We start from the raw sequence: 18,059 nt of genomic DNA, 5'->3' as shown, positions 1-18,059 counted from the left end.
CTCTGGAGCACGTAAAAATGAAGGCGATCAAGTGGGTGGGTGTGGCAGCACTGGCTGCCGTGGCAGGCGTGGCGAACGCAGCGGACGAAGGCAACTGGATGGTGCGCGCACGTGCGCTGTACATGAACCCGGACAATGACAATTCGGGCGGTCTGGGCCTGCCGATCGATGTCGAAGCCGAGAACAAGGTGTTCCCGGAAATCGACATCACCTACTTCTTCACCAAGAACATCGCGGCCGAACTGATCCTGACCTATCCGCAGAAGCATGACGTGGAGCTGGGCGGTGTGGGCATCGGTTCGGTCAAGCACCTGCCGCCGACGCTGACGCTGCAGTACCACTTCAACCCGGAAGGTCAGATTCGCCCGTACGCCGGTCTTGGCCTGAACTACACGCGTTTCTCCAGCGTTGATCTGGACGCCGGCACCGTTCTCGGCGGCAGCGTGCCGCTGCGCATTGACCGCAGCAGCTTCGGCTGGGCAGCACAGGTCGGCGCCGACGTGCAGATCGCGCCGAAGTGGTTCCTGAACTTCGACGTCAAGTACGTCGCGATCGACACCGACATCTTCATCAAGGGCGCTGGCGGCGCCAAGGTGACCAAGCTGGGCATCGACCCGATGCTGTATTCGGTCGGTATCGGCTATCGCTTCTGAGTTTGAGCGGGTTCGCCGGTCGAGGGCCACAAGCCTGAAGGCCGGCGGGCAAGCCAAAGGTTCTTCCTGCAGTCCCGGTTCGGGCACCCTTGAGGTGCCCGTTTTTTTGACGCTTGCGTCCGTGCGCAGCACTTCACGCAGACGACGCCCGTGCCGCCACCCACGGCCGGCTTTGCACAGCCGAATCGTTCAGCAGGCGCGAAGCAGCGCTTCGCGAAACCCCTGTTATACCCAGTCTCGCGGCGGGAGGAAGTCGGTGTACAGCCTGGCTTCCGACGTGCCGTCGGCGGGGTGCCAGTCGTAGCGCCATTTCACCACCGGCGGCATCGACATCAGGATGGACTCGGTGCGTCCGCCCGACTGCAGGCCGAACAGCGTGCCGCGGTCGAACACCAGGTTGAATTCGACGTAGCGGCCGCGCCGGTAGGCCTGGAAGTCGCGTTCGCGCTCACCGTAGGGCGTGTCGCGACGGCGCTCGACGATGGGCAGGTAGGCGTCGAGGAAGGTGTTGCCGACCGCCTGTGTCAGCGCGTAGGCGTGATCGAAGCTCACTTCGCCGTCGGCACCGAGATCGTCGAAGAACACGCCGCCGATGCCGCGCGCTTCCTTGCGGTGCTTCAGGTAGAAATAATCGTCGCACCACTTCTTGTAGCGCGCCCAGGTGTCGGCGCCGAAGGGCGCCAGCGCGTCGCGGCAGCTACGGTGGAAGTGGGCTGCATCCTCTTCGACGCCGTAATAGGGCGTCAGATCCATGCCGCCGCCGAACCACCACACCGCGTCGCCGCTCTTCGGCTGCGCGGTGAAGAAGCGCACGTTCAGGTGCACGGTCGGCACGTACGGGTTGCGCGGATGCAGCACCAGCGACACGCCCATCGCCTCGAACGACGCCCCGGCGAGATCCGGGCGGTTGGCCGAGGCCGACGGCGGCAAGGTGTCGCCGCGCACGTGCGAGAAGTTGCAGCCGCCGCGCTCGAACAGCTTGCCTTCCTCGATCAGCCGCGTGCGGCCGTCGCCCTGCAGCCGTTCTTCCGGGCCGCGCACCCAGCCGTCGGTCAGGAAGGGCGAGCCGTCCGCCGTTTCCAGACCGCCGATGATGCGGTCCTGCAGATCGAGCAGCCAGGCGCGGACCGTTTCCGCCCGCGTGCTCATCGCCGCACCGCCCGGTGGCCGATGTCGCGGCGGAACTGGGCGCCGTCGAACTGGATCTGGTCGCACAGTGCGTAGGCGGCGCGCTGCGCCTGCTTGACGGTGTCGCCGAGCGCGGTCACGCAGAGCACGCGGCCACCGTTGGTCACCACCTTGCCGTCACGCTCAGTGGTGCCGGCGTGGAACACGTGGCCTTCCGCCGTCGCGGCCGGCAGGCCGTTGATCACGTCGCCCTTGCGCGGCGCGTCCGGGTAGCCGGCGGCTGCCATGACAATGCCGAGTGCGACGCGGCGGTCCCAGTCGGTACTGGCTTCGGACAGCTTGTAGTCGAGCGCGGCTTCCATCAGGTCGACCAGATCGGTCTTCAGCCGCATCATGATGGGCTGGGTTTCCGGGTCACCCATGCGACAGTTGAATTCCAGCACCTTGATGTCGCCCTCAGGCGAAATCATCAGGCCGGCGTACAGGAAGCCGGTGAAGGGGAGGCCGTCGAGCGCCATGCCGGTCAGCACCGGCTGGATCACTTCGCGCATCACGCGGGCGTGGATTTCCGGCGTCACCACCGGCGCCGGCGAATAGGCGCCCATGCCGCCGGTGTTGGGGCCGGCGTCGCCATCCAGCAGGCGCTTGTGGTCCTGGCTGGTGGCCAGCGGCAGTGCGCTCATGCCGTCGCACATGACGATGAAGCTGGCTTCCTCGCCCTGCAGGAACTCCTCGATCACGACGCGCGACTTGCCGCCGTCGTCGCCCGGCAGCATGGTGCCGATCGCGGCGTGCGCTTCGGTCAGCGTCATCGCCACGACAACGCCCTTGCCGGCCGCCAGGCCGTCGGCCTTGATCACGATGGGTGCGCCCATCTCGTCGACGTAGGCACGCGCAGCGGCGGCGTCGGTGAAGGTCTGGTAATGCGCGGTCGGGATGTTGTTCTTCACCATGAACTGCTTGGCGAAGTCCTTCGAGCTTTCGAGCTGGGCCGCCTTGCGGGTGGGGCCGAAGATCTTCAGGCCACGCACGCGGAAGCAATCGACCACACCGGCCGCCAGCGGAGCTTCCGGTCCGACCACGGTGAAGGCGATGTTCTCGTTCTCGACGAAGCTGATCAGCTCGGCGAAATCGGTGATCGGCAGGTTTTCGATATTCGGTTCCAGCGCGGTGCCGGCATTGCCCGGCGCCACGTAGACCTTGTGCACGCGCGGGCTCTGCGCGAGCTTCCAGGCGATGGCGTGTTCGCGCCCGCCCGAACCGATGACCAGCAGTTTCATTTCACGTCCTTCTTCAATCGTGCGCGGGTACAGCTCAGTGACGGAAGTGGCGGGTGCCGGTAAACACCATGGCCAGTCCGTGCTCGTCGGCGGCGGCGATCACTTCTTCGTCGCGCATGCTGCCGCCCGGCTGGATGATGGCCTTGGCACCGGCTTCGGCCAGCACGTCCACGCCGTCGCGGAACGGGAAGAAGGCGTCCGACGCCACCACCGAACCGGCAATGGTCAGACCGGCGTTCTCTGCCTTGATTCGCGCAATCCGCGTCGAATCAACGCGGCTCATCTGGCCGGCGCCGACACCGACCGTCGCGCCGTCGCGGCAATAGACGATGGCGTTCGACTTCACGTACATCGCGACGCGCCAGGCGAAGGTGAGGTCGGTCATTTCCTGTGCGGTCGGCGCGCGCTGGGTCACCACCTTGAGGCGACCTTCCAGCGATTCCGGTTCGTCCGCGGTCTGGATCAGCAGGCCGGAGCCGACGCGTTTCACGTCATGCAGGTTGCGGCCACGCGACCAGGCGGTCGCACCCTTGGGGTCGACGCCGTCGAGCGGAATCTGCAGCACGCGCACATTGGCCTTGGCGGCCAGCAGCTTCAGCGCGTCGGCGGTGAAGGCGGGCGCCATCAGCACTTCGACGAACTGGCCGCTGACCGCTTCGGCGGTGGCCGCGTCGACCGGCGTGTTGAAGGCGATGATGCCGCCGAAGGCCGAGGTCGGGTCGGTGGCGAAGGCCTTGCGGTAGGCCTCCAGCGGGGTCGCACCGAGCGCCACGCCACAGGGGTTGGCGTGCTTGACGATGACGCAGGCGCCGCTGTCGAAGCTCTTGACGCATTCCCACGCGGCGTCGCCGTCGGCGATGTTGTTGTACGACAGCTCCTTGCCCTGCAGCTGCTTCGCGCTCACCAGCGAACCCGGTGCCGGGTAGAGGTCGCGGTAGAAGGCGGCGCGCTGATGCGGATTCTCGCCGTAGCGCAGATCCTGGATCTTGACGAAACGGCCGTTGGACTGCGCCGGGAACTCGCTGCGCGAGCCGTCGACGTTCAGCGCCGACAGGTAGTCGCTGATCGCGCCGTCGTAGTTCGAAATGCGGTTGAACGCGGCGACCGACAGCGCGAAGCGGGTGGCGTCGGACAGCGCGCCATTCGCGCGCAGTTCGTCCAGCACGCCGGCGTACTGCGACGCATCGGTCAGCACGCCGACACCGCGCCAGTTCTTGGCGGCCGAACGCACCATGGCCGGGCCGCCGATGTCGATGTTCTCGATCGCGTCTTCCAGCGTGCAGCCGGCCTTGGCCACCGTCGCCTCGAACGGATACAGGTTCACCACCAGCAGATCGATGGTCGGAATGTCGTGTTCCGCCAGCGCCTGCATGTGCGCCTCGACCTCGCGCCGGGCGAGCAGGCCGCCGTGGATGCGCGGGTGCAGCGTCTTGACGCGGCCATCCAGCATTTCCGGGAAGCCGGTGTGGTCGGCCACCTCGGTCACCTTCAGGCCAGCGTTGGCCAGAAGCGAGGCGGTGCCGCCGGTGGACAGCAGTTCGATGCCAAGCCCGGTCAGGGCTGTGGCGAATTCAACGATGCCGGTTTTGTCGGATACGCTGATCAATGCACGCTGTACTTTCATGCGCCGTTCCAGTGGGAGGTTGAGGAATTCGGTGGGCGGTGCCGGAGCGCCGCTCAGATCATGCCGTGGTCGGTGAGCTTGCGCCGCAGCGTGTTGCGGTTCATGCCGAGCATGTCGGCGGCGCGTGTCTGGTTGCCTTCGGCTTCGCGCATCACCACCTCGAGCATGGGGCGCTCCATCTGGCGCAGGACCATGTCATAGATGTCGCTCGGCGCTTCGCCATCCAGATCGCGGAAATAACGTTCCAGCGAGTGCCTCACGCACTCGGCAATATCACTGCGTCCGCTCATGGCGGCGTCTCCCTGATGGTCCGTCCGATGCTGTGCCGTGGCCCGGCGCTCAGGCGGCCAGTTCCTGCGTGTCGTCTTCGGTGGAGTCCGGCTCGTAGGCGAGCCTGTCGTTGTCGGCCGCCATGCGACCAAAGAATTCGTCGATGGCCGCCAGCTGCGCGGTCGTGCCCTCGAGCTGGTTCATCGCGTGGCGGAAGGCGGCGGAGCCGACCAGACCCTTGGTGTACCAGGATATGTGCTTGCGTGCGATGCGCACGCCACTGTCGGTGCCGTAGAAGCCGTACAGGTCTTCGATGTGTTCGCGGCACACGCGGTGGATTTCCGCCACTTCGGGCGGTGCCAGCAGTTCGCCGGTGGCGAGGAAGTGTTCGATCTCGCGGAAGATCCACGGACGGCCCTGGGCTGCGCGGCCGACCATGACGCCGTCGGCGCCACTGATGGCGAGCACCTCGCGTGCCTTCTGCGGCGTCGTGATGTCGCCGTTGGCGATCACCGGAATGTTCACTGCGGCCTTCACCGCGCGGATGGTGTCGTACTCGGCGTGGCCGGTGTATTGGTCGGCGCGCGTGCGGCCATGGATGGCCAGCGCGCGGATGCCGCACTGCTCAGCCACGCGCGCCAGCATCGGTGCGTTCTTGTTGTCGCGGTTCCAGCCGGTGCGCATCTTCAGCGTGACCGGGGTGTCCGGCACCGCCTTGACCACCGCCTCAAGGATGCGCTCGACCAGCGGTTCGTCCTGCATCAGCGCCGAACCGGCCATCACGTTGCAGATCTTCTTCGCCGGACAGCCCATGTTGATGTCGATGATCTGCGCACCGCGGTCCACGTTGTGGCGGGCGGCGTCGGCCATCATCTTCGGGTCGGCGCCGGCGATCTGCACCGAGATCGGTGCCACCTCGCCGTCGTGGTTCGCGCGGCGCTGCGTCTTCGCGCTGCCGTAGAGCAGGGAATTGGACGTGACCATTTCCGATACCGCCAGTCCGGCGCCCAGCTTCTTGCACAGCTGGCGGAAGGGTCTATCGGTCACGCCGGCCATGGGCGCGACGAAAAGGTTGTTCCGCAGGTTGAAGCCGACGAACTGCATGGTGGGTGGGGACGGTATACGGACGGGCAGGGGCGCGATTCTACCCCGATGCGGCGGCGCAGAGAAAATCTGCAGCGAAGCCCGCCGGTGGTCGGGCGTATCCGGGGATGTCAGTCGAGCCCGGCGGTCGCGAAGGCGTGGTCAAGATCGGCAGCCAGATCGGCGCGCGCAGCCAGCAGCGCGTCGACGTCGCGTGCCAGCGTGTCGTCGGCAACCGCCTCGGGACTCAGTTCGCGGCCAAAGCCCTCCTCGCTGCGGGTCCCCAGCATCCGTTCCAGCATGCGATGCCCGAGCGCCGCCTTGAAGTGCCCGCCCTCCCAGTACCAGCGCGTGACGCTGCGCCGGTCACCCGGCGACGGCACCGCTTCGGCCGTTTCGGGCGTGACGGCGACGAAATCCCACAGCCTGACGTTCGCACCCTGCGCAGCGGCGGCATGGACCGTGTCGGCCAGCGCCTGCTTCCATGCGGCGACTTCGTCCATCAGGCCTGCCCGGTGCAGCGTGCCCAGGATGTGCGCGTGGTAGGGGTAGGTAAAGCACTCGACACGCATGTCGTGCTGGTCGGCCAGTTCGAGCAGGCGGCGCAGTGCGATGAAGTCGGCGGTCGCATCGAGCCGCGACGGCCAGCGGTGAGCACCGATGCGACGGGCGTTCTCGGCGGCGCGCTGACGGAACAGCGGCGCGTAGCCCTCGCGCGCCGCCATGCCGTCGTAGTCGCGCAGCGGGTTGAAGCCGTCGTCGCGCAGCGTGGCCGCGTACGGATCGCGCTGCGCGCGCAGCGTGAGCAGACTGTCGCCGAGCGCGGACAAGGTGATCACGCTCTGCAATCGCGTCGCGCGCTGCTGCGCCTGCAGGTCATCGCGCGGCCGCCAGTGGGTGCGGCGCAGCGGTTCGGCGTTCAGCAGGTCGAACAGTTCCAGCCCGACCAGCAGCAGACGCGGGCGGTGACCGGCTTCCAGCAGCGCTTCGAGCTGGTGCACCTGTGCCGTCAGCGCGGCGCCCGGCTCGGCCAGATTGAACGGGCGCTGCGCCAGCGTGGTGAGAGTGTCGTGTGCCGGGTCGAGGCCGATGTCGGCGCGCGAGTTGCCGAGGATGAGCGCGTCCGGCTGGTGGCGCAGCGCGCGTGCCAGTTTCAGTTCGCCGATCGCCCGCTCGGGACGGATCTTGACCGCGTTCACACCGTCGATGCGCACCAGCCCGTGCAGTCCCCACGGGTCGATGAAGGCGTTGAACAGGGCGACTGCGGCCAGCGACAGCGTCAGCGTGACCATCCACTGGCGGGCGAAGTGGCGGCGCGGCGTCATGGTCAGAACTGGAAGTAGAGGAATTCGGACGGCCGCGACAGCGCCAGCACACACAGCGTGCTGGCCAGGCCCAGTCCGATCGCCCAGCGCGGGCGCAGCGAGAAGTGCAGACCGCCGCGCAGCGGCCGCACGCGCTCGATCGCCGGCCTGAGGCGTGCGTGGATCTGTTGCGTGTTCGGGCAGGCGAAGGCGACGAAGGCCGCCACCGTCACCCAGATCCAGGTGGTGACGAACTGCTCCCCGCCGCCGCCGTAGAAGTCGACGCCCAGGCGCTGCAGCAGCGGCGCCAGCGGGCCGAGGCGCTGGCCGATCGCTTCCGGCAGGCCGACGCCGTGTGCCCCCGCCATGCCGGCCAGCAGATCGAACGCGACCGGCAGGCTGGTGGCACGGAAGAACACCCAGGCGACGACCACGGCGACGAAGGTGAGCAGCACGGCGAGCGGCCGCGGCAGCCGGAACATCGACGACCAGGCGTGCTGGATGCACAGATAGGCGCCGTGCAGGCCGCCCCACAGCAGGAAGTTCCAGCCGGCGCCGTGCCACAGGCCGCCGAGCAGCATGGTCACCATCAGGTTGCCGTAGCGGCGCAGCGGTCCGTGCTTGTTGCCGCCGAGCGGGATGTAGAGGTAGTCGCGCAGGAAGCGCGACAGGGTCATGTGCCAGCGCCGCCAGAAGTCGGAAATGGTGGCTGCCTTGTAGGGCGAATCGAAGTTCAGCGGCAGCTTGACGCCGAACAGCCGCGACAGCCCGATGGCCATGTCCGAATAGCCGGAGAAATCGAAGTAGAGCTGGAAGGTATACGCCAGCACGCCGCCCCAGGTCACCAGCAGGCCGGGTTCGCTGCTGCGGTCGAATACCGCGCCGGCGAGCGGCGCCAGGTTGTCGGCCAGCAGTACCTTCTTCGCCAGGCCGAACACGAAGATGCTGCCGCCGATCAGGAAGCTGTTCAGATGCGGGCGGAAATTCCGGGCCTTTTCGAACTGCGGCATCATTTCGCCGTGATGCAGCACCGGCCCGGCGATCAGGTGCGGGAAATAGGTGACGAACAGCGTGTAGCTGACCAGCCGCGTCTCATGCACCTTGCCGGCCCAGGCGTCGACGAGGAAGGCGATCTGCGTGAAGGTGAAGAAGGAAATGCCCAGCGGCAGCACGATGTCGGGCACCGGCAGGCCCAGGTCGGCCATCCGATTGGCGGTGTCGATGAACAGCGCGCTGTACTTGTAGCCGATCAGCAGTGCGAGGTCGGCCGTCACGCCCAGTGCCAGCAGGCGGCCCGCGGCCGGCGTGCCGGCGCGTGTTGAGATGGCGCGCCCGGTCAGGTAGTTGAACAGGATGGAGCCGATCAGCAGCGGCAGGTAGCGCGCGTCCCACCAGCCGTAGAAGAACAGCGACGCCAGCGCCAGCCAGCCTGCCGCCAGCGTGATCGAACGCCGTCCGAGCAGGAAATAGCCGACCAGTGCGATGGGCAGGAAGGCGAACAGGAAGGCGTAGGAGTTGAACAGCATGCGCGGCCGTCGGGCGTGGGGTGTGCGCGGATTCTAGGGGCAGGTCGCGGTCGCCGCGAGGAACTGCGACCGCCCCGCGGGCGCTACCAGCCGCGCGCGCCGAACATCATGCGCCGGCCGATGAACTGACGCGCCGGCGGACAGGCGTCGAGCAGGGCGAGCGCGGCACCGCGGGCGTGACCGGCGAGCGGGCCGAGCAGCGGATGGCCGGCTCCGATGCCGAAGATGCGCACCAGCGCGTCGGTGAAACCGCCGGTCGCTGCGCGATCGGTGCGGCGCAGCCGGCCGTAGCGCTCGAGCACTTCGGCCATGTCGCCCTCACCGCGCGCCAGCACCGGCAGCAGGCACTCGGCCAGCTGGCCGACGTCGCGCAGCGCGAGGTTCAGCCCCTGGCCGGCCACCGGATGCAGCGTCTGGGCGGCGTTGCCCAGCCACACCTGATGTCCGCGTACGACGTCGGCGCGCATGCGCAGCGTCAGTGGCCAGGCGCTGCGCGGGCCCAGTGCGGAAAACTGCACGCGGCCGCCGAGCGCGTCGGACAGCCGGGCGAGGAACTGCGCATCCGGCTCGTCGCGCAGTGCGCTGGCTTCGGCCGCGGCACAGGTGAATACGACGGCGTAGTCGCGGCCACAGGGCAACAGCGCGACCGGACCGTCCGGCGTGAATCGTTCGTAGGCGACGTGACCGTGCGGACGCATCGGCGTGGCCAGCGCGATCACCGCGTGCTGGCCGTAGTCGCGGCTGCGCGCCAGCGCCTCGTCGTCGGCGATGCGGCCTTCGCACCAGATCAGTACACGTGTGGCGAAGGTGCCGGCGGCGGTGTCGACCTGGACAAGGTCTCCGTCCTCGCGTGCGCCGGTGACGGCGAGCTCGTGCCGCACGTCGAGCCCGAGCGCCTGCGCGCGGCTGCGCAAGGCGCGCACCACGGTGCCGGCGCGGGCGACGTGGCCCAGCGCGTCGAGGCCGTAGTCGGTAGCGCGCAGTTCGGTGCGGCCGAAATGACCGCGCTGCGAAATGTGGATGGTGCCGATCGGCGTCGCGTCGGCGTTCGGCCAGGCCTGCAGCGTGCGCAGGATGTCGCGCGAGCCGGCAGACAGCGCGATCACCCGCGTGTCTTCCAGCGCGCGCTCGGCCGGGCCGGCGTCGGCGACGAGCACCTGCAGACCGGCGGCGCGCAAGGCGCAGCCGGCGGCCAGCCCGACCGGGCCGGCGCCGACGATGAAGGCATCGAGCGGCGGCGCGACGACGACCTCGCTCATCCGCGCGCCTCGGCCATCACGGCTTCGATGTCGGCGATGGTCTTGGGCGCGGCGGCGGTGTAGATGTCGCAGCCGTCGGCGGTGACGATGACGTCGTCCTCGATGCGGATGCCGATGTTCCAGAAGGCCTCCGGCACGTCGTCGGCCGGGCGGATGTAGCAGCCGGGCTCGACCGTCAGCACCATGCCCGCTTCGAGCGTGCGCCACTCGTTCGGGCCGCCGCCGCGCGGGCGGTACTCGCCGGCGTCATGCACGTCCATGCCCAGCCAGTGGCCGGTGCGGTGCATGTAGAAACGGCGGTAATCGCCCTTGTCGATCACTTCGTCCAGCGAACCCTTGAGCAGGCCGAGGTCCAGCATGCCCTGCGCCAGCACCTTGACCGCGGCGTCGTGGTAGTCGATGAAGCGCGCGCCCGGCTTCACTTCGGCGAAGGCGGCGGTCTGTGAATCCAGCACCAGCTGGTAGACGTCGCGCTGTGCGGCGTGGAAGCGGCCGCTGACCGGCCAGGTGCGGGTGATGTCCGAGGCGTAGCCGCCCAGTTCGCAGCCGGCGTCGATCAGCAGCAGATCGCCGCCGTGCAGTTCGGCGTCGTTCGACACGTAGTGCAGCACGCAGGCGTTGGCGCCGCCGGCGACGATGGAGCCATAGGCCGGTGCCTCCGAACCGCTGCGGCGGAACTCGTGCAGGATTTCCGCCTCGATCTCGTATTCCATCGCGCCCGGGCGGGTGGCCTGCATCGCGCGCCGGTGGGCGCGGGCGGAAATGTCGGCGGCGCGGCGCATCAGCGCCTGTTCGTGCAGGTCCTTGATCAGCCGCATGTCGTCCAGCGGCTGCCGGATGTCCAGCAGTTCGGACGGCGCCTGACGGCCGGCACGCACCTGCGCGCGCACGGCGTTCAGCGCCGCCATCATGCGCTGGTCCCACGCTGCGTCCTCGCCGATCACGTAGTGCAGGCGCGGCTGGTTGGCCAGCAGTTCGGGCAGCTTCGCGTCCAGTTCGCCATATACGTGGGCGTCGTCGAAGCCGAATTTCTCGCGCGCTGCGTCGGGGCCATGGCGCCAGCCGTCCCAGATTTCCCTTTCCTCGTTCTTTTCGCGGCAGAACAGGATGCTGCGCGGGCTGTCGCCGGCGACCAGCACCAGCACCGCTTCCGGCTCGGCGAAACCGGTCAGGTAATAGAAGTAGCTGTCGTGGCGGTAGCCGTAGTGGGTGTCGCGGTTGCGCGCGCGTTCGGGGGCGGTGGCGATGACGGCCACGCCCGATCCCATGCGTTCGATCAGGCGGGCGCGGCGTTCGGAATAGGGATGCATGTCGGGTTCCGGCTTTCGTTTAGGACGTGAGTTTAGGGCTTCCGGCACCGGAAACGTTCTGTTGCAGGCCGGCCAGGGCAGTTAAGGGCCGGTTAATCTTCAGCCCCGAGCATGCCTCCATCGAAAAGGAGGCAAGCGATGCCGCACACCGCCGCGCTGATTGCACTGACCCCGCTGCAGGCCCGTTCCGGAGGTGCCGCTTCGCTGCGCGCCTGCGTGATCGGGCTGCGTATGCCGGACGAAGAGGGCGAACCCGTTCTGGAAGTGGTCGGCCACGGCCACCCGGCGCGGGCCTCGCTCGAACGTTTCATCGCCGGCTGCTTCTTCCGCAGCTACGGCGCGGTGATCCGGCATTTTGCCGACACCCTGCTCGGCGTGCGCGGTGCCGACGGCCAGTGGCAGGCGGCGCTCGGCTATTCGCTGCCGGTGGCCAGACCGCATGTGTTCGTCGAACAGTATCTCGACCTGCCGCTCGAACAGGCGCTGTCGGCCGTGCTGCGCGAGCCGGTTGCGCGCGCGGCGCTGGCCGAGGTCGGCAATATGGCGGCGACCTCCGCCGGCATGGGGCGGCAGCTGATCGCGCTGGCCACCCGCCATCTCTACGCGCGCGGACTCGATTATGTGGTGTTCACCGCCACCCGCGCACTGGCCAATTCCTTTGTCCGCCTCGGCATTCCCATCTTCCCGGTGGCGCCGGCCGATCCGGCGCGGCTGCACGACGGCGAAGAGGGCTGGGGCAGCTATTACCGCAACAGCCCGACCGTCATGGTCGGCCGCATCGTCAGCGGCCTGCACACCGTGGGCGAGCAGGCGGCATGAGCGGCGAGCAGCTGTCGCCCTCACTCGCTGGCTGCAACGGCGTGCTCGACGCCGCTGCGGTGGCCGCGCGCGTCGACGCACTGGCGCGCGACCTGCGTGCGCACGACGGCGAAGTCGTCGCACTGCTCGCCGACAACGGCCCGGACTGGCTGCTCGCCGACCGCACGGTGCGCATGGCCGGCCGCGTGCTGCTGCCGCTGCCCACCTTCTTCACCGACGCCCAGTGCCGGCACGCGCTCGACGCCGCCGGTGCGCGCCTGCTGCTGACCGACGACGCAGCACGCGCCGCCGTGCTCGGCGCCGGATGTGTCGCGCCGGCCCGCCCCGGCGCGCTGTCGCTCTTCTGCCGCAGTGACGCGCCGGCGGTGACGCTGCCGCCGGGGACAGCCAAGATCACCTTCACCTCGGGTACCACCGGTCAGCCCAAAGGCGTATGCCTGAGCACGGAGCAGTTGTCGGCGGTCAGCCGGTCGGTGGCCGATATCGCGCGTGAGCTCGGCATCCGTCGCCACCTCTGCATGCTGCCGCTGGCCGTGCTGCTGGAGAACGTCGCCGGTGCCGATGCGGCCTGGCTGGCCGGCGCGCAGTGCGTCGTGCCGCCGCTGGCCGAGGTCGGCCTGAGCGGCTCCAGCCGTTTTGACGTGCGTGCGGCGCTGGCAGCGCTCGAACGCTGGCAGCCGGACAGCCTCATCTTGCTGCCGCAGATGCTGACCGCGCTGGTGGCGGCGGTCGATGCCGGCTTGCCGGCGCCGCGCGGGCTCAAGCTGGTGGCGGTTGGTGGCGCGCGCGTGTCGCCCGACCTGATCGCGCGCGCGCGCGCGCTCGGCATTCCGGCCTGCGAGGGCTACGGCCTGTCGGAAGCGGGGTCGGTGGTGGCGCTCAATCTGCCGTCGGATCCGCCGGGCGCCGTCGGGCGCGTATTGCCGCATCTGCGTGTCGCGCTGTCGGCGCGCGGCGAAATCCTGGTCGATGGCCCGCGGCTGCCCGGCTATCTCGGTGCGCCGGCGCTGCCCGACGGACCTCTGCCGACGGGCGACATCGGTCGCCTCGACGCCGACGGCCGGCTGCACGTGACCGGCCGCCTGAAGCACCAGATCATCACCAGTTTCGGTCGCAACGTGTCGCCCGAATGGCCGGAAGCCGAACTGCTCGCCTCGCCCGCGGTGGCGCAGGTGGTCGTGTTCGGCGAGGCGCGGCCGACGCTAGCCGCAGTCATCGTGCCGCGCGGCGATCTGCCGGACGCGGCGCTCGATGCCGCGGTCGCCGCCGCCAACGCACGGCTGCCCGACTACGCACGCATCGGCGTCTACCTGCGCGCCGATTCCCCCTTTTCCCCCGCCAACGGTCTGGCGACCGACAACGGCCGCGTGCGCCGTGACGCGGTGTGGACCTGCTACGGCGAACGCATCGCCGAGCTGTACGAATGCGGGGATGCCCGCGGAGAGAACCGACATGTCTTTTCATGAACGCCTGCAACACGAAACCGCCGCCGAACGCGCTCACCTGCTGAGCGCGCCCATCATCCAGGACGCGCTGGCCGGCCGCGTCACGCTGCGCCAGTACCGCGCCTTCCTCGGCGAAGCCTTCCACCACGTGCGCCACACGGTGCCGCTGCTGATGGCTTGCGGCGCACGGCTGCCGGCGCGGCACGAATCGCTGCGTCGCGCGGTGGCCGAGTACATCGACGAGGAAATCGGCCACGAGGAATGGATACTCGACGACATCGTCGCCTGCGGCGGAGACCGCGAAGCTGCGCGCATGTCCGAACCCGCCATCGAGACCGAACTGATGGTGTCCTACGCCTACGACTGCATCGCGCGCAAGAATCCGGTCGGCTTCTTCGGCATGGTGCATGTGCTCGAAGGCACCAGCGTGCAGATTGCGACCACGGCGGCCGAGCGCATCGCGCAGACGCTGCACCTGCCGCCCGCCGCCTTCACCTATCTGAATTCGCACGGCAGCCTGGACCAGGACCACGTGCGCTTTTTCGCCACGCTGATGGATGGCCTCGACGACGAGGACGACCGACAGGCGGTCATTCACGTCGCGCGCGTCATGTTCCGCCTTTACGGCGACATCTTCCGCGCGCTGCCCACCTGCGACGAGGCGTGCGCGGCATGACCAAGGGACTGAGGATCGTGCTGACCGGCGCGGCCGGCGGCATCGGCAGTGCGATGGCGCACGCGCTGGCGCCGCGCGCCGCCGCGCTGCTGCTGGTCGGTCGCGACCCGGTGAAGCTGGCTGCGCTGGCCGACGATCTGGTGCGCCGCACACCCGGCACGCAGGTGCGTAGCGTTGTCGCCGATCTCGGCACGGTCGCCGGACGCGCCGCCGTGGTGATCGCCGCCGAAGCGCTGCCCGGCGGGCCCGACCTGCTCATCAACAATGCCGGTGTCAGCGAGCTGGCCTGGTTCGAGGACCAGTCGGACGCGCAGATCGAGCGCATCGTGCACACGAATGTCGTCGCACCGATGCTGCTGACGCACGCGCTGCTGCCGGCGCTGCACCGGCAGGCGCGGGCACAGGTGGTCAATGTCGGCTCCATTCTTGGCGACATCGGCCACCCGGGCAGCGTTGCCTACTGCGCCAGCAAGTTCGCGCTGCGCGGCTTCACCGAAGCACTGCGCCGCGAACTGGCCGGTAGCGCCGTGCAGCTGCGCTATCTGGCGCCGCGCGCCACCCGCACTCCGCTGAACACCCCGGCCCAGGTGGCACTGAACGCCGAGCTTGGCGTCGCCAGCGACGCTCCGGAACACGTTGCCGCCGAGCTGCTGAAGCTGCTCGACGGCGCACGCGCCGAGCGCCACTTGGGCTGGCCCGAAAAGCTGTTCGTCCGCATCAACCGCCTGCTGCCGTCGCTGGTTGATTCCAGTCTGGCGAAGCAGCTGTCCGTCATCCGTCGTCACGCACAACAGGGAGTCAAATCGTGAACGCATTCTTTCGCGCCTCGTGCGCGTTGTTCGCAGCAATGGTCATTGCACCGGCCTTCGCCGGTGTGGACGAGTCGGTTGCCAAGCTGCAGACCGAATGGGAGCAGATCAAGTACAGACAACCGGCCGACAAGCAGGAACAGGCTTTCGAGGCGCTGAGCAAGGAGGCGGCGGCGGTGCGCGCCGAACATCCGGATCGCGCTGAAGCGGACATCTGGTACGGCATCATCGTCGCCAGCCACGCCGGTGCGAAGGGCGGGCTGGGCGCGCTGTCGCTGGTCAAGGACGCGCGCTCGGCGCTTGAGAAGGCGCTGGCGAAGAACCCGAACGCGCTCGACGGATCGGCCTACACCAGCCTCGGCTCGCTCTATTACCAGGTGCCGGGCTGGCCGATTGGCTTCGGCGACAAGGACAAGGCGCGCGAACTGCTGACCAAGGCGCTGGCCATCAACCCCAAGGGTATCGACAGCAACTACTTCATGGGCGACTTCCTGTACCGCAACGGCGAGTACGAGAAGGCACGCGCCTCGCTCGAAGCGGCGCTGCAGGCGCCGGCACGCCCGAACCGTCCGCTGGCGGACGAAGGGCGGCGCAAGGAGATCGAGGCGCTGCTGGTCAAGGTGCGCGAGAAGCTGAAGTAGGTCGATGTACTGCACGAACGTCCGCCTGGAGCGACAATGACGGCTTTCCGTTACGGCGTGTCCAGACCGATGAAGGTTCTGCTGGTTGAAGACGACGAGTTGCTGGGGGCGGGCATCCGCGACGCGCTCGAACGCGCGCGCTACACGGTCGAGTGGGTGCGTGACGGCGCGCAGGCGCTGGCTGCGCTGCGCGGCGGCGGCGTCGACATGGCGGTGCTCGACCTCGGTCTGCCGCGGCTCGACGGCATGGACGTGCTGCGCCGCGCGCGCGAGGCCGGCGTCACGACGCCGGTGCTGGTGCTCAGTGCGCGTGACACGACGGCGCAGCGCATCGGCGGGCTGGACGCCGGTGCCGACGACTATCTGACCAAGCCCTTCGACCTCGACGAACTGCTGGCCCGGCTGCGGGTGCTCGAGCGGCGCACCCGCGGCACCGTCGTTAACCTGATCCGCTACGGCAGCATCACGCTGGATACGGCGGGGCTGACGGTGAGCATCGACGACCGGCCGGTCGAACTGCAGCGGCGCGAGTTCATGGTGCTGCGCCGCCTGCTGGAGAACATCGGCCACGTGCTGAGCCGGCAGCAGCTGGTGGAGAACATCTACGGCTGGGACAGCGACCTCGAAAGCAATGCGCTGGATGTGCACATCCACAATCTGCGCAAGAAATTCCACCCCGAACTGATACGCACCGTGCGCGGTGTCGGCTACGTGATCGATCCGTTGCCTGCGACGCGGCAGGGCAAGTGATGCGGCCGTTCCGCGGCATGTCGATACGCGCGCTGCTGCTGGCCGGCAGCGCCCTCATCCTGTTGTGCGTGATCGGCACCACCGCGGTGCTGGCGGTGATGGCCGGACAGGACGAGGCGGATGAACTGTTCGATGCGCGTCTGGCCACCTCGGCGCGTGTGCTCGAAAGTCTGCTCGCGCAACAGGTCGAGCACGCCACCATCAATGCCCCGTTGGTCATGTCGCTGCCGGGGCCGCTGGCCGACATGGCGCACGAGCATGACGCCGAACTGGCCGGAAAGCCGGGTTTCGCACTGCTGTGGATACTGCAGGAGTGGCTGTTCGGTCATCACGATGTCGAAACGCCGCTCGGACACGAGTACGAGACGCATATTGCCTATCAGGTGTGGAGCGTCGATTTCGGCGGCGCCGCTCATCGCCTGCTGGCGCGCTCGTCGTCGGCACCGGAGAAACCGTTTGCACCGATGAAGCCCGGTTTCAGCGACCACGACCTCGACGACGGCATGTGGCGCGTGTTCGTGCTGCGGGCCGGAGACGTGTGGGTACAGGTGGGCGAGCGCACCGACGCGCGCGCCGAACTGACGGCCAAGCTGGGCTGGGCCACCGGTGCGCCGCTGCTGGTCGGACTGGTGGTCGTGCTGCTGCTCAACGCGCTACTGATCGGCTACGGTCTGGCCCCGCTGTCCGAAATGACCGAGCGCATCGCGGCCCGCCGCCCGCAGGACGACCAGCCTCTTACGCTGTCGCGCGTGCCGCGCGAAATGATGCCGGTGCTGGGTGCGCTGAACGCGCTGTTCGCGCGGGTGCGCAACACGCTGGAACGCGAGCGGCGCTTCATCGATTCCGCCGCGCACGAACTGCGCACGCCGCTGGCCGCGCTGCGCATCCACGCGCAGAACGCTCGTCGCGCGGAAGACGCGATACAGCGCGACAAGTCGCTCGACAGCCTGCTCGAAGGAGTGGCGCGCACCGTACATCTGGCCGAGCAGATGCTGGCGCACAGCCGCGCCGGCCGCGCCACCCACGACATGGCGGTGTCTCTGCGTGACGTGGTGTCCGACGCGGTGGCGCAGCGGCTGCCGGCCTGCGAATCGAGTGGTCATCTGCTGGCCTTCGAAAGCTGCGGAGACCCGCTGATCATGCGCGCTGACCCTACAGGCCTGTCCAGCATGGCGGGCAATCTGATCGACAACGCGCAGCGTTATGCACCCACGGGGACGACCATCACGGTGCGCCTGTCGCGCGACGGGGATGTGGCGCGCCTGGCCGTCATCGACGCGGGGCCGGGGATACCGCCTGAACTGCGCGAGCGGGTTTTCGAGCCGTATTTCCGCATTCCCGGATCGGCGGGCAGCGGTACCGGGCTGGGTCTGGCCATCGTGCGCGAGGTGGTCGAGCGCTTGGGCGGCGACATCGAATTGCGCGATGCCGACGGTGGCGGCATGCACATCGATCTGCGTCTGCCGCTGGCCGCCTGATCGG

The 18,059-nt window shown here is 68.5% G+C and carries 17 protein-coding genes; 8 read left to right on the top strand and 9 right to left on the bottom strand.

Annotated elements, in window-relative coordinates:
* The first annotated feature begins 17 nt into the window (after positions 1 to 17).
* Positions 18 to 653, top strand: coding sequence for an OmpW/AlkL family protein (locus tag IV112_RS00570; protein WP_019916860.1), 636 nt, complete (start codon positions 18 to 20; stop codon positions 651 to 653).
* A gap of 225 nt (positions 654 to 878) precedes the next feature.
* Here IV112_RS00570 and hemF read toward each other — a convergent pair whose 3' ends face one another.
* The 9 genes from hemF to pepP all read right to left on the bottom strand — a co-directional run bounded on the left by hemF (position 879) and on the right by pepP (position 11,437).
* Complete coding sequence (hemF, locus tag IV112_RS00565) at positions 879 to 1,802, bottom strand: oxygen-dependent coproporphyrinogen oxidase (RefSeq protein ID WP_304000429.1); 924 nt, start codon at positions 1,800 to 1,802, stop codon at positions 879 to 881.
* Positions 1,799 to 3,061 carry a phosphoribosylamine--glycine ligase gene (gene purD, locus IV112_RS00560; RefSeq protein WP_304000427.1) on the bottom strand — a complete coding sequence of 421 codons (1,263 nt, stop codon included), beginning with the start codon at positions 3,059 to 3,061 and terminating at the stop codon, positions 1,799 to 1,801. The genes hemF and purD overlap by 4 nt, the downstream gene beginning before the upstream one ends.
* 34 nt (positions 3,062 to 3,095) lie before the next feature.
* On the bottom strand, positions 3,096 to 4,685 hold the full coding sequence (gene purH, locus IV112_RS00555) for a bifunctional phosphoribosylaminoimidazolecarboxamide formyltransferase/IMP cyclohydrolase (protein ID WP_304000426.1): 1,590 nt from the start codon (positions 4,683 to 4,685) through the stop codon (positions 3,096 to 3,098).
* Between the two features lie 53 nt (positions 4,686 to 4,738).
* Entirely contained in the window at positions 4,739 to 4,975 is a 237-nt protein-coding gene (locus tag IV112_RS00550; RefSeq protein ID WP_019916864.1) for a Fis family transcriptional regulator, read from the bottom strand.
* Positions 4,976 to 5,024: 49 nt separating this feature from the next.
* The gene (gene dusB, locus IV112_RS00545; RefSeq protein ID WP_304000424.1) at positions 5,025 to 6,059 is read right to left on the bottom strand and encodes a tRNA dihydrouridine synthase DusB; all 1,035 of its coding nucleotides are present in this window, start codon (positions 6,057 to 6,059) and stop codon (positions 5,025 to 5,027) included.
* Positions 6,060 to 6,169: 110 nt separating this feature from the next.
* Complete coding sequence (locus IV112_RS00540) at positions 6,170 to 7,363, bottom strand: hypothetical protein (RefSeq protein WP_304000423.1); 1,194 nt, start codon at positions 7,361 to 7,363, stop codon at positions 6,170 to 6,172.
* Positions 7,364 to 7,365: 2 nt separating this feature from the next.
* A complete protein-coding gene (locus IV112_RS00535) occupies positions 7,366 to 8,868 on the bottom strand; it encodes an MBOAT family O-acyltransferase (protein ID WP_304000422.1) in 1,503 nt (500 codons plus the stop codon).
* Between the two features lie 83 nt (positions 8,869 to 8,951).
* Positions 8,952 to 10,127 (bottom strand): FAD-dependent monooxygenase, encoded by a 1,176-nt coding sequence (locus IV112_RS00530; RefSeq protein ID WP_304000420.1) that lies wholly within the window; start codon positions 10,125 to 10,127, stop codon positions 8,952 to 8,954.
* Complete coding sequence (gene pepP / locus IV112_RS00525; RefSeq protein ID WP_304000419.1) at positions 10,124 to 11,437, bottom strand: Xaa-Pro aminopeptidase; 1,314 nt, start codon at positions 11,435 to 11,437, stop codon at positions 10,124 to 10,126. The genes IV112_RS00530 and pepP overlap by 4 nt, the downstream gene beginning before the upstream one ends.
* Before the next feature lie 138 nt (positions 11,438 to 11,575).
* Between pepP and IV112_RS00520 the strand changes: the two genes are divergently transcribed.
* From IV112_RS00520 to IV112_RS00490, 7 genes are all read left to right on the top strand, one after another.
* Complete coding sequence (locus IV112_RS00520) at positions 11,576 to 12,256, top strand: thermostable hemolysin (protein WP_304000418.1); 681 nt, start codon at positions 11,576 to 11,578, stop codon at positions 12,254 to 12,256.
* A complete protein-coding gene (locus IV112_RS00515; RefSeq protein ID WP_304000416.1) occupies positions 12,253 to 13,722 on the top strand; it encodes an AMP-binding protein in 1,470 nt (489 codons plus the stop codon). Before IV112_RS00520 ends, IV112_RS00515 begins: the two co-directional genes overlap by 4 nt.
* Positions 13,709 to 14,377, top strand: coding sequence for a TenA family transcriptional regulator (locus IV112_RS00510; RefSeq protein ID WP_304000415.1), 669 nt, complete (start codon positions 13,709 to 13,711; stop codon positions 14,375 to 14,377). The genes IV112_RS00515 and IV112_RS00510 overlap by 14 nt, the downstream gene beginning before the upstream one ends.
* Positions 14,374 to 15,186: an SDR family oxidoreductase gene (locus tag IV112_RS00505; RefSeq protein ID WP_304000413.1), complete on the top strand. Its 813-nt coding sequence runs from the start codon at positions 14,374 to 14,376 to the stop codon at positions 15,184 to 15,186. The genes IV112_RS00510 and IV112_RS00505 overlap by 4 nt, the downstream gene beginning before the upstream one ends.
* Positions 15,183 to 15,827 (top strand): tetratricopeptide repeat protein, encoded by a 645-nt coding sequence (locus IV112_RS00500; RefSeq protein WP_304000411.1) that lies wholly within the window; start codon positions 15,183 to 15,185, stop codon positions 15,825 to 15,827. Before IV112_RS00505 ends, IV112_RS00500 begins: the two co-directional genes overlap by 4 nt.
* 69 nt (positions 15,828 to 15,896) lie before the next feature.
* Positions 15,897 to 16,577 carry a response regulator gene (locus IV112_RS00495; RefSeq protein ID WP_019916878.1) on the top strand — a complete coding sequence of 227 codons (681 nt, stop codon included), beginning with the start codon at positions 15,897 to 15,899 and terminating at the stop codon, positions 16,575 to 16,577.
* Positions 16,577 to 18,055 carry a sensor histidine kinase gene (locus IV112_RS00490; protein WP_304000410.1) on the top strand — a complete coding sequence of 493 codons (1,479 nt, stop codon included), beginning with the start codon at positions 16,577 to 16,579 and terminating at the stop codon, positions 18,053 to 18,055. The genes IV112_RS00495 and IV112_RS00490 overlap by 1 nt, the downstream gene beginning before the upstream one ends.
* The last annotated feature ends 4 nt before the right edge of the window (positions 18,056 to 18,059 follow it).

Origin of the sequence: Methyloversatilis discipulorum (genome assembly GCF_018780585.1) — a bacterium.
GTDB classification, from domain to species: domain Bacteria; phylum Pseudomonadota; class Gammaproteobacteria; order Burkholderiales; family Rhodocyclaceae; genus Methyloversatilis; species Methyloversatilis discipulorum_B.
Note: the sequence above shows the minus strand (reverse complement) of the source record. Positions and strands in the feature narration are given on the sequence as shown.